General features: G+C 64.4%; 8 protein-coding genes. 3 read left to right on the top strand and 5 right to left on the bottom strand.

Annotation, left to right across the window (positions count from 1 at the left end; genetic code table 11):
* Positions 1-178: 178 nt before the first annotated feature.
* Complete coding sequence (gene ccmA, locus SO156_RS34765; protein ID WP_498537918.1) at positions 179-781, bottom strand: heme ABC exporter ATP-binding protein CcmA; 603 nt, start codon at positions 779-781, stop codon at positions 179-181.
* Between the two features lie 269 nt (positions 782-1,050).
* Between ccmA and acnA the strand changes: the two genes are divergently transcribed.
* The 3 genes from acnA to SO156_RS34750 all read left to right on the top strand — a co-directional run bounded on the left by acnA (position 1,051) and on the right by SO156_RS34750 (position 5,771).
* Entirely contained in the window at positions 1,051-3,771 is a 2,721-nt protein-coding gene (gene acnA / locus SO156_RS34760) for an aconitate hydratase AcnA (protein ID WP_498537917.1), read from the top strand.
* A 237-nt stretch (positions 3,772-4,008) separates the two neighbouring features.
* Positions 4,009-4,797, top strand: coding sequence for a DUF1223 domain-containing protein (locus SO156_RS34755; RefSeq protein WP_498537916.1), 789 nt, complete (start codon positions 4,009-4,011; stop codon positions 4,795-4,797).
* A gap of 602 nt (positions 4,798-5,399) precedes the next feature.
* Positions 5,400-5,771: a DUF2794 domain-containing protein gene (locus SO156_RS34750; protein ID WP_458149006.1), complete on the top strand. Its 372-nt coding sequence runs from the start codon at positions 5,400-5,402 to the stop codon at positions 5,769-5,771.
* 112 nt (positions 5,772-5,883) lie between these two features.
* Here the strand turns inward: SO156_RS34750 and SO156_RS34745 are convergent, their stop codons facing one another.
* From SO156_RS34745 to SO156_RS34730, 4 genes are all read right to left on the bottom strand, one after another.
* Positions 5,884-6,414, bottom strand: coding sequence for a GNAT family N-acetyltransferase (locus tag SO156_RS34745; protein ID WP_498537915.1), 531 nt, complete (start codon positions 6,412-6,414; stop codon positions 5,884-5,886).
* A gap of 200 nt (positions 6,415-6,614) precedes the next feature.
* Complete coding sequence (locus tag SO156_RS34740) at positions 6,615-7,406, bottom strand: Bax inhibitor-1/YccA family protein (RefSeq protein WP_458149008.1); 792 nt, start codon at positions 7,404-7,406, stop codon at positions 6,615-6,617.
* 280 nt (positions 7,407-7,686) lie between these two features.
* Complete coding sequence (locus tag SO156_RS34735; RefSeq protein WP_498537914.1) at positions 7,687-10,287, bottom strand: ABC transporter permease; 2,601 nt, start codon at positions 10,285-10,287, stop codon at positions 7,687-7,689.
* Positions 10,284-11,006, bottom strand: a complete 723-nt coding sequence (locus SO156_RS34730; RefSeq protein ID WP_458149010.1) for an ABC transporter ATP-binding protein — start codon at positions 11,004-11,006, stop codon at positions 10,284-10,286. Before SO156_RS34730 ends, SO156_RS34735 begins: the two co-directional genes overlap by 4 nt.
* Positions 11,007-11,059: the final 53 nt, after the last annotated feature.

Genomic DNA, 11,059 nt, shown 5'->3' with positions numbered 1-11,059 from the left:
ACCGCCAGCAGCAGGGTCCCTGCCTCCCCAACACCAGAACCGAAACGCCCTGCCGTGCGGCACCCCCCTCCCTGACCCTCCCCCGCAAGGGGGGAGGCAACGGAGAGAGTGGAGCCCGGCCTCGAAGAAGACAGGAAGCAGTCGGAGCGCGAGCAGGAAAGCTGAGGCTGGTCGAATCTCACGCCGCACCCCCGATCCGCAGCTCCTGCGTGTCGATCCCCAGCGGCATGTGGGTGGCGGCGATGATCATTCCCCCGCGCTCGAGGTGCTGTCGCATCAACCCGCAGAACATGTCCTGGCCGGCGACGTCGAGCGCGGTGGTCGGTTCGTCCAGCAGCCAGACCGGGCGGCGGACCGTCAGCAGGCGGGCGAGCGACAGGCGGCGGCGCTGGCCGGCGGAGAGGAAAGCGGCCGGCAGATGGGTGGCGTGGTCGAGGCCGACCGTCGACAGGCTTTCGGTGCCGTCGAAGCGCTCGCCGCCCAGAAAATCGGCCCAAAATGAGAGGTTTTCCGCCACGCTAAGCGCCGGCTTCAGCGCATCGCGGTGGCCCAGATAGTGGCATTGCTCGGCCAAGCTCAGCTCGGCATCGCCGCCGGAAAGCTCGATCTTGCCCCCGGCCGGAACCAGCAGCCCCGCGATCAGCCGCAGCAGCGAGGTCTTGCCGGAGCCGTTGCGTCCCACGACCGCGAGCGCCTCGCCAGAGGTGACCACAAAATCGAGGTCGGCAAACACCTCGCGGCCACCCCGCACGCATCTGATGCCACGCCCTGAGAGCTGCATGTCGCCTCTTACATCCACGCTCTCGAGCGGGCCCCCACCGATATCTTCAAGAAGAGCCCACCTTCAGAAAATCTTGGGGTAGCGCATCAGAATTTGTGGCTCCCGGATTGCCGCGGCACGATCGTCCTTGTGGCGGTGCGGTTAGAAAGCTTCTATAAGCCCGGAACTTGATGCAGCACTCCACTCGCTCCTGCAAGCGACCCAGCCGGATTTGCTGACGGTGTTAAAGTACCCTGTGCCGGGTATAACTAACAATTGGGATTTCCTACATGACCTCGCTCGACAGCTTCAAATGCAAAAAGACCCTCAAGGTCGGCGCCAAGACCTATGTCTATTACAGCCTGCCGACCGCCGAGAAGAATGGTCTGAAGGGGATTTCGAAGCTCCCCTATTCGATGAAGGTCCTGCTCGAGAACCTGCTGCGTAACGAGGATGGCCGTTCGGTCAAGAAAGAGGACATCGTCGCGGTGTCCAAATGGCTGCGCAAGAAGTCGCTGGAGCATGAGATCGCCTTCCGCCCGGCGCGCGTCTTGATGCAAGACTTCACCGGCGTTCCGGCCGTGGTCGACCTCGCCGCGATGCGCAACGCGATGCAGAAGCTCGGCGGCGATGCCGAGAAGATCAATCCGCTGGTGCCGGTCGATCTCGTCATCGACCATTCGGTCATCGTGAACTTCTTCGGCGACAACAAGGCTTTCGCCAAGAACGTCACCGAGGAATACAAGCAGAATCAGGAGCGTTACGAGTTCCTGAAGTGGGGCCAGAAGGCGTTCTCGAATTTCTCCGTCGTCCCGCCCGGCACCGGCATCTGCCACCAGGTCAATCTCGAATATCTGGCCCAGACCGTCTGGACCAAGAAGGAGAAGATGACGGTCGGCAAGAAGACCGGCACGTTCGAGGTCGCCTATCCCGATTCGCTGGTCGGCACCGATTCCCACACCACCATGGTCAACGGCCTCGCCGTGCTCGGCTGGGGCGTCGGCGGCATCGAGGCGGAAGCCTGCATGCTCGGCCAGCCGCTGTCGATGCTGCTGCCGAACGTGGTCGGCTTCAAGCTGAAAGGCTCGCTGAAGGAAGGCGTCACCGCGACCGATCTCGTGCTGACGGTTACGCAGATGCTGCGCAAGCTCGGCGTCGTCGGCAAGTTCGTCGAATTCTTCGGTCCCGGTCTCGATAACCTCTCGGTCGCGGACAAGGCCACGATCGGCAACATGGCGCCCGAATACGGCGCGACCTGCGGCTTCTTCCCGGTCGATGCCGCCGCGATCGATTACCTCAAGACCTCGGGCCGCGCGGCACCGCGTGTTGCGCTGGTGCAGGCCTATGCCAAGGCGCAGGGCCTGTTCCGGACCGCCAAGTCGGCGGATCCGGTGTTCACGGAGACGCTGACGCTCGATCTCGGCGACGTCGTCCCCTCAATGGCCGGACCGAAGCGTCCCGAAGGCCGCATCGCGCTGCCCTCCGTGTCGGAAGGCTTCTCGCTGGCGATGGCCAACGAGTACAAGAAGGGCGATGACGCCGAGAAGCGCTACGCGGTCGAGGGCAAGAACTTCGAGCTCGGTCATGGCGACGTCGTGATCGCGGCGATCACCTCCTGCACCAACACCTCAAATCCGAGCGTGCTGATCGGCGCGGGTCTGCTGGCACGCAATGCGGCCAAGAAGGGGCTAAAGGCAAAACCCTGGGTGAAGACCTCGCTCGCGCCGGGCAGCCAGGTCGTCGCCGAATATCTCGCCAATTCGGGCCTGCAGGCCGATCTCGACAAGGTCGGCTTCAACCTGGTCGGCTTCGGCTGCACCACCTGTATCGGCAATTCCGGTCCGCTGCCGGAAGAGATCTCGAAGTCGATCAACGACAACGGCATCGTCGCGGCCGCCGTGCTCTCCGGCAACCGCAACTTCGAAGGCCGCGTCTCGCCGGACGTGCAGGCGAACTATCTCGCCTCGCCGCCGCTGGTCGTCGCCCACGCGCTCGCGGGCAGCGTGACGAAGAACCTCGCCACCGAGCCGCTCGGCGAAGGCAAGGACGGCAAGCCGGTGTACCTCAAGGACATCTGGCCGACGACGAAGGAGATCAACGCCTTCATGAAGAAATTCGTGACCGCGTCGATCTTCAAGAAGAAGTATGCCGACGTGTTCATGGGCGACACCAACTGGCGCAAGATAAAGACGGTCGAGAGCGAGACCTATCGCTGGAACATGAGCTCGACCTATGTCCAGAACCCGCCCTACTTCGAAGGCATGAAGAAGGAGCCGGAGCCGGTCACCGATATCGTCGAGGCGCGCATCCTCGCCATGTTCGGCGACAAGATCACCACCGACCACATCTCCCCGGCAGGCTCGATCAAGCTGACCTCTCCGGCCGGCAAGTATCTCAGCGAACACCAGGTGCGCCCCGCCGACTTCAACCAGTACGGCACGCGGCGCGGCAATCATGAAGTGATGATGCGCGGCACCTTCGCCAACATTCGCATCAAGAACTTCATGCTCAAGGGCGCCGACGGCAACATTCCGGAAGGCGGTCTCACCAAGCACTGGCCCGACGGCGAGCAGATGTCGATCTATGACGCCGCGATGAAGTATCAGCAGGAGAACGTGCCGCTGGTCGTGTTCGCCGGCGCCGAGTACGGCAACGGCTCCTCGCGCGACTGGGCGGCGAAGGGCACGCGTCTGCTCGGTGTTCGCGCCGTGGTCTGCCAGAGCTTCGAGCGTATCCATCGCTCCAACCTGGTCGGGATGGGCGTGCTGCCGCTGACCTTCGAGGAAGGCACTTCCTGGCAGTCGCTTGGTCTGAAGGGCGACGAGAAGGTCACGCTGCGCGGCCTCGTCGGCGAGCTCAAGCCGCGCCAGAAGCTGACCGCCGAGATCGTCTCGGCCGACGGCTCGCTGCAGCGCGTTTCGCTGCTCTGCCGCATCGATACGCTGGACGAACTCGACTACTATCGCAACGGCGGTATCCTGCACTATGTGCTGCGCAAACTCGCGGCGTAAGCGCGGACTTGTGAACGATGGCTCACTGCGAAGTGAGTAGAACGTTAAGCGAAGGCGGCCTATCAAGGGCCGCCTTTGTTCGTTTGCGGTATGTTCCAGATGGGCTCGTCCGGCGAAAGATCTTCGTCTCGGATGATGCGGAGCGCACTGCACGCGCAGGATTTGTCCGTAAGACTACGGTGACCAATCGGCGATAAGTTTTCCCCTCGACATCAGCCAAGGTGTGCGGCGTTCAACATGACAATGATGGCCTCTAATCTGATTTCGCGATGGTCCGGTGCGATCTGGTCAGGTGCGATCTGGTCAAGTGCACTTGGTGTCTGCGCAATCATCGCGGTCATCCGTCCTGCCCACGCCGATCCCCGCGCGGTCGTCGAGCTCTTCACCTCGCAGGGCTGCTCGTCCTGTCCGCCCGCCGACAAGATTATCGGCGAGCTTTCCAACGATCCCTCGATCATCGCGCTGAGCATGCCGATCGACTACTGGGATTATCTCGGCTGGAAGGACACGCTGGCGGATTCACGGTTCTCGGCGCGGCAGCGCGCCTATTCGCGGATGCGCGGCGACCGCGAGGTCTACACGCCCCAGGTGGTGGTCAACGGCTCGGCGCATGTCATCGGCAGCGACCGCGCCGGCATCGAAAGCGCGATCGCAAAGACCAGCAAGGCCGACACGGTGATGAGCGTGCCGGTGTCGATGTCGCTCGCAGGCAAGCAGCTCAACGTCTCAGTGGCGGCGAGCAAGGAGGCAGTGGTCTCGCATGGCGAGGTCTGGATCTGCTCGATCACCAAGGCGGTGCCGATCTCGATCGGCCGCGGCGAAAATCGCGGGCAGCAGATCACTTACCACAACGTGGTGCGCAACCTGCTGAAGGTCGGTGACTGGAACGGCACTCCGGAAAGCTGGACCGTGCCGCTGGAGAACCTCACGCGTGACGGCGTCGATGGCGCGGTCGTCTATGTCCAGGATGGCAGCCGCGAGAAGCCGGGCCCGATGCTGGGCGCAGCGTACACGTCGCTGCATTGATCGCTGGATTAAAGTCTCTCATCCCTACCAGATACATATCCGCTCTCGATCCTCATGGTGAGGAGGCGCGCAGCGCCGTCTAGCGGACGATGCTTAGCATCGCGGCGAGAACCTGCAGGCCCACGCTCGGGCAACTCGGGCTCGATCCTTCGAGACGCTAGCTGCGCAGGCTCCTTAGCGAATCTTCGGCGGGGAGAAGTGCGTCGGCAGAAACATCCCCACACAAACAAAAAAGGACCAACTCGCGTTGGTCCTCCTTCGTGCGAACAGGCCCGATCCCGACGACCCCGGGGGGCTGGGGGCTGAGGAATCCGGAACCGAAAGGACCGGGCCAACGCACACGAATCTTTTCGCAGTGCAGGGCGGCAGGCGCTGGGCGGAAAAGCGGCGAGACTAAGATTATTGCTAACGATCCCGTGACGGTATGCCGCGACCGAGCTCCACAGCCGGAAGGTGTATTCGCAATGCGATCTGGAGCCGTGCGGGTAGGTGCCCCTTGCGGCCGGCCCCGGTTGGCGCAATCATACAACTGTCATGATCCGGGGTGCCGGGACGGTTTTTGCGGCCGCCGGTCATGCATTTGAAGCGACAGGAGGCGCTCCATGAGTCTGATGTCGGAGGATGCCGATCCGAGCGAGCAGCGCGCAGTGGCGCGAGGCGCCGCTGCGAGTTCCCAGCCTGGCCGGGTCACGTTCAACCGGCTCGAATTGCATCGCATCCTCAACCTCTACGGCCGCATGGTGGCCGACGGCGAGTGGCGTGACTATGCCATCGACTTCCTGAAAGACCGCGCCGTGTTCTCGGTCTATCGCCGCGCCTCCGAAGTGCCGCTCTATCGCATCGAGAAAGACCCACGGCTCGCCCGCAAGCAGGGCATGTACAGCGTGATCTCGGCGACCGGTCTGATCCTGCGTCGCGGCCACGAGCTCGAGCGCGTGCTGCTGGCGATCGACCGCAAGCTCGCGGTAGTTTAACCACTAGCTCAGTGCCGTAGGGTGGGCAAAGCGAAGCGTGCCCACCGCTTCTGTTTCCGTGGATGGATGGTGGGCACGGCGCAAGCGCCTTTGCCCACCCTACGAGAGTTCCCTACGTCGTCGGCACGCTCGTTGCGCCCTCGCCGAGGTCGCGCTGCATCATCACCGTATCCAGCCAGCGGCCGAACTTCAGGCCGACACTGGGATGCGTGCCGATCATCTTGAAGCCGGCGCGGGTGTGCACGCCGATCGAGCCGGCATTGGCGGAATCGCCGATCACGGCGATCATCTGGCGGAAGCCGCGCGCCTCGCATTCGACGATCAGCCGATGCAACAGCGCCGAGCCGATGCCGCGGCGATGGAACGAGGGCTCGAGATAGATCGAGTTCTCGACCGTGAAGCGATAGGCGGGCCGCGGCCGGTAGGCGCTGGCATAGGCGTAGCCGGCGATGCGGCCATCGAGCATGGCGACGAAATAGGGGTAGCCGCCGTCCGTCAGCGCCTTGTAGCGGCGCGTCATCTCGGCAAGGTCGGGCGGTTCGAGCTCGAAGGTCGCCGTGCCCTTGCGGACGGCGTGCTCGTAAATGGCGGTGATGGCGGGAAGGTCGGCCTCGGTTGTGGGCCTGATTTCAAGTGCAGACATGGGAGGCGAGGATAGCAGCGGCCCCGCTACGGGCAACGAGTGTTTCCGCATACGTCATGGCCGGGCTTGTCCCGGCCATCCACGGCCTTTCTTGCTCGCGGTCGGAAAGCTCGTGGATGCCCGGGGCATGACGGAGAGACTGCCAAACAAAAAACCCGGCCTTGCGGCCGGGGCTCTTGTCGTTCCCTCAGGCTGATCGCCTAGTCGCGCTGGCCGAGGAGCTGCAGCAGCAGCGTGAACAGGTTGATGAAGTTCAAATACAGCGACAGCGCACCGGTGATCGCCGCGCGTTCGGCAATGTCACCGCCGGCCGACGCGTAGCCGTAGATGTAGTCGTTCTTCAGCCGCTGGGTGTCCCAGGCGGTGAGGCCCGCGAACACCAGCACGCCGGCCACCGACACGATGAACTGCAGCGCCGAGCTCGCCAGGAACAGGTTGACGAGGCTTGCGATGATGATGCCGATCAGGCCCATGAACAGGAACGATCCCATCCCGGTCATGTCACGCTTGGTGGTGTAGCCGTAGAGGCTCAGCGCGCCGAAGGTGGCCGCGGTGATGAAGAACACCCGTACGATCGAGGTGTGCGTGAACACCAGGAAGATCGAGGACAACGAGATGCCCATCAGCGCCGAGAACACCCAGAACAGGATCTGGGCGGTCGAGGGGGCCAGGCGGTTGATGCCGGCCGAGATCACGAACACCATGGCAAGCGGCGCCAGGATGAACAGCCATTTCAGCGGGCTCACGAACATCGCGTAGCCGAACGGCGTCAGGAACGCATTGCCGATCTTGGCGGCGGCGCCCGACGGGTCATTGGTCACGGCCGCCATGTAGACACCGAGTGCGGCAAGGCCGGTGATGGCCAGGCCGATGCTCATGTAATTGTAGATGCGCAGCATGTATGCGCGCAGGCCGGCATCGACCGTCGCGGCGTCGACACGCCCGGCGGCCCTGCCGAAAGGAGAAGCATAGTTGCGGTCTAGGTCCGACATGGTCGAATTCCCGTTGGTTGGCCGGCCGGCACAAGGGTTGATGCCGCCGGGTCGTCAAAATTCTATCCCGGATACCGATGCCTGCCGACATTAATTTTGGCTAACAATCGGGGATCCGGACCCACTCGATATGTGGGAAACTAGCACATTCGCTGCAAGCGTTCACGCGCGGCTGAATGTCGCCATGGGCGCAGGTCTGAGGCGCAAGTCTGACGTGTGGACGTGGTTAACCCTGAAAATCCGGGGATTGGGGTACCGCGCCGCCGCCCGCTTCAATTTGTCACAAATTCCGCAACACCGTGGCGGGCTTTTGGTTCAACGCCAGCAGCGTGCCGGCAAGCCCGAGCCCTACCGTGACGACGAGCGCGGAGGCGACCACGCCGGCCGCGCTGCCGGCCTGCCAGACGAAGCTCAGCGTCATCAGCCGGGTCACGATCATCCAGGCCGCGATGCTGCCGGCGATGACGCCGAACACTGCGGTGGCAAGCCCGATCAGGAGATATTCGAGCGCATAGGCGCCGAGCAGCCGCAGTCGCGTTGCACCCAGCGTCTTCAGGATGACGGCGTCATAAACCCGGTGGCGATGCCCGGCGGCGAGCGCGCCACCCAGCACGAGAATGGCGGAAATCAACGTCACCGCGCTGGCGCCGCGGATCGCGAGCGTGAGATTGGTGACGACCGAACCGATCGTCTCCATGACCTCGCGGACCCGCACGCTCGTCACCATCGGATAGGCGTCGGCGACCTGCTTGATGATCCTGCCGTCGCCGGCCGCATCGCCGCCCTGTTCGGTCAGCGTCGCGATGTGGGTATGCGGCGCGCCCTTGAAGGCATTGGGCGAGAACACCAGAACGAAATTGATGCCGAGCCCCTGCCAATCGATGTTGCGCAGGTTGGAGATTTTTGCGGGAATGTCGCGGCCGAGCACGTTGACGACGACCTCGTCGCCGAGCTTGAGCCCGAGCCCGTCGGCGATTTTCTTCTCCATCGAGACCAGCGGGGGGCCGGAATAGTCGGCGTTCCACCATTCGCCCTCGACCACCTTGGAGCCCTTCGGCAACTCGCTGGTGTAGGTCAGGCCGCGGTCGCTTTGCAGCACCCATTCGGCATCGGTCGCGGGCTTCAGCTCCTCGGCCTTGACGCCGCGCGCGGCGACGATGCGACCGCGCAGCATCGGCACGTCCTCAACTCTTGCCCCCGGTGCGATCTGGCGCAGATAGCCGTCGAACTGCTCGGCTTGGGCGCTCGGGATGTCGATGAAGTAGAAGGATGGCGCCCGGTCCGGCAGCGCCGCGAGAAACTGCCGGCGCAGATTGCCGTCGATCTGGGTGATGGTGACCAGCACGGCGAGCCCCAGCCCCAGCGACAGCACCACGGACGGCGTCAGCGCGCCCGGACGGTGGATGTTGGCGATCGCAAGCCGCAGCATCGGCAGCCGCGTGCGCGGCAATCGCCGCGCGATCGTCATCAGGAGACCGGCAATGCCGCGCAGCACCGCAAACACCACGACGGACGAGAGCACGAATACCGTGGCGATGCGCTTGTCGAAGGACAGCCCGATCACGACCGCGACGAGAAGTGCGACCACCACGACCATGAAGGCGAGATAGCGCCAGCGCGGCCGGTGCCATTCGGCGCTGATCGTGTCGCGAAACAGCGCGGCCACTGGTACGTCATGGACGCGCCCGAGCGGCCACAGGCCGAAGGCGAGCGCGGTGAGCAAGCCATAGACGAGGGAGAGCGCCAGCTCGTCGGCATGCACGGCCGGAATCACCGGCAGCGGCAACAGCTTTCCGAACAGGCCGACGATGGCGAAGGGGAGCGCTGCGCCGAGGGCGAGCCCGATCACCGAGCCGATCCCGGCGAGCAGGATGACCTGCGCGAAATAAATCCCGAACACGTCGCGTCCGGTGGCGCCGACGGCCTTGAACGCTGCGATGACCTCGAGCCGGCGGTCGATATGGCTCTTCACGGCATTGGCGACGCCGACACCTCCGACCAAAAGTGCGGCGAGGCCGACCAGCGTCAGGAACTGGGTGAAGCGGCTGATATTGCGCTCGAGCTGCGGCGATGCATTGGAGCGGCTGCGGATCTCCCAGCCGGCCTGCGGCGCCGCGTTGCGGGCGTCGCTGATGAAGGCCTCGGTCGCGCGCTCGCTGTTGGCGCTGTCAGGCAGTTTGACGCGATAGACCCAGCGCGCCAGGCTGCCCGGCTGGATCAGGCCGGTGGCGCGCAAGGCTTCCTCGCTGATCAGGAAACGCGGGCCAAAGCCGATGCCGCCGGCGAGCTTGTCGGGCTCGGCCTCGACCGCGCTGCGGATCTGGAAGGTCGCGTTGCCGATGGTGACGCGGTCGCCGTTCTTGAGGGAAAGCCGCGCCAGCAGCGTCGGATCTGCGGCGGCACCGAACGCGCCATCGCGCTCCACTAGAAGATCGGACAGCGGCAGAGGCGGCGTCAGCGTCAACTGGCCGAGCATCGGATAATTGTCGTCGACCGCCTTCATCTCGACCAGCGCGAGCTTGCCGTCGGCCGCGCGCGCCATGCCACGCAAGGTCGCGGCCACCGACACCGTGCCGCGCGAACGCAGGAAAGCGATCTCCTCGGGCTTTGCCTCGCGCTGGAACAGCACGAACGAGACGTCGCCGCCGAGCAGCGTGCGGCCCTCGCGCGCGAGGCCCTCGCTGAGACTCGCCGCGACCGAGCCGACACCGGCAATCGCCATGACGCCGAGCGCGATGCAGGCGATGAAGACGTAAAAGCCGCGCAGGCCTCCGCGTAGTTCGCGCAGCGCATAGCGCAGCGACAGCGCGGCCGCGCCACTTCGCGCGAACGGTTTTGGCGCGACCGGTTTTGGCGCGAACGGTTCAGCGGCGATGCTCATGGCTGGGAATACTGCGTATCGATGCGCCCGGAGCGCAGGCGGATCACGCGGTCGCAGCGATGTGCGAGCGAGGAATCATGGGTCACCAGCACCAGCGTCATGCCGCGTTCGGCATGCTTGCCGAAGATGAGATCGACGATCTGCTTTCCCGTCGCTTCGTCGAGATTGCCGGTGGGCTCGTCGGCGACCAGGATCGCGGGGTCCGGCGCCAGCGCGCGGGCGAGCGCGACACGCTGCTGCTCGCCGCCCGAGAGTTGCGAGGGATAGTGATGCAGGCGATCGCCGAGCCCGACCGATTGCAGCTCCTGCGCGGCGCGCTTGGCCGCATCCGGATTGCCGGCGAGCTCGAGCGGCACCGCGACGTTCTCCAGCGCCGTCATGGTCGGGATCAGATGAAAGGATTGGAAGACGATGCCGACCTCGCGGCCGCGGAAGCGGGCGAGCGCGTCCTCGTCGAGGGCATTGAAAGGCGTGCCGCTGACCACCACCTCTCCGCTATCAGGACGCTCCAACCCCGCCATCACCATCAGCAGCGTGGATTTGCCCGAACCTGACGGGCCGATCAGGCCGATCGCTTCACTACGGCCGACCCGAAGGCTGATATCCTTGAGAATGTGAACGCGTGCCGCGCCCGTGCCCAGTGAGAGATTGACGTTGGTGATGGAGATGGTGTCCGGCGACGTGCCGGCCAGCGAAGAGGATTCGATGCGACTGTCCATGGTCCGGTCATATGGCAAGTCCGCGCACGCGGTCGAGAGGCGTTACGGATTGT

It is taken from the genome of Bradyrhizobium sp. UFLA05-125 (assembly GCF_059803515.1).
This window is presented reverse-complemented; position numbering and strand designations above follow the sequence as displayed.

What these genes read in the sequence shown, in the direction of transcription:
- ccmA (WP_498537918.1), bottom strand. Translation starts at nt 781, where the DNA reads ATGCAGCTCTCAGGGCGTGGCATCAGATGCGTGCGGGGTGGCCGCGAG.
- acnA (WP_498537917.1), top strand. Translation starts at nt 1,051, where the DNA reads ATGACCTCGCTCGACAGCTTCAAATGCAAAAAGACCCTCAAGGTCGGC.
- SO156_RS34755 (WP_498537916.1), top strand. Translation starts at nt 4,009, where the DNA reads ATGACAATGATGGCCTCTAATCTGATTTCGCGATGGTCCGGTGCGATC.
- SO156_RS34750 (WP_458149006.1), top strand. Translation starts at nt 5,400, where the DNA reads ATGAGTCTGATGTCGGAGGATGCCGATCCGAGCGAGCAGCGCGCAGTG.
- SO156_RS34745 (WP_498537915.1), bottom strand. Translation starts at nt 6,414, where the DNA reads ATGTCTGCACTTGAAATCAGGCCCACAACCGAGGCCGACCTTCCCGCC.
- SO156_RS34740 (WP_458149008.1), bottom strand. Translation starts at nt 7,406, where the DNA reads ATGTCGGACCTAGACCGCAACTATGCTTCTCCTTTCGGCAGGGCCGCC.
- SO156_RS34735 (WP_498537914.1), bottom strand. Translation starts at nt 10,287, where the DNA reads ATGAGCATCGCCGCTGAACCGTTCGCGCCAAAACCGGTCGCGCCAAAA.
- SO156_RS34730 (WP_458149010.1), bottom strand. Translation starts at nt 11,006, where the DNA reads ATGGACAGTCGCATCGAATCCTCTTCGCTGGCCGGCACGTCGCCGGAC.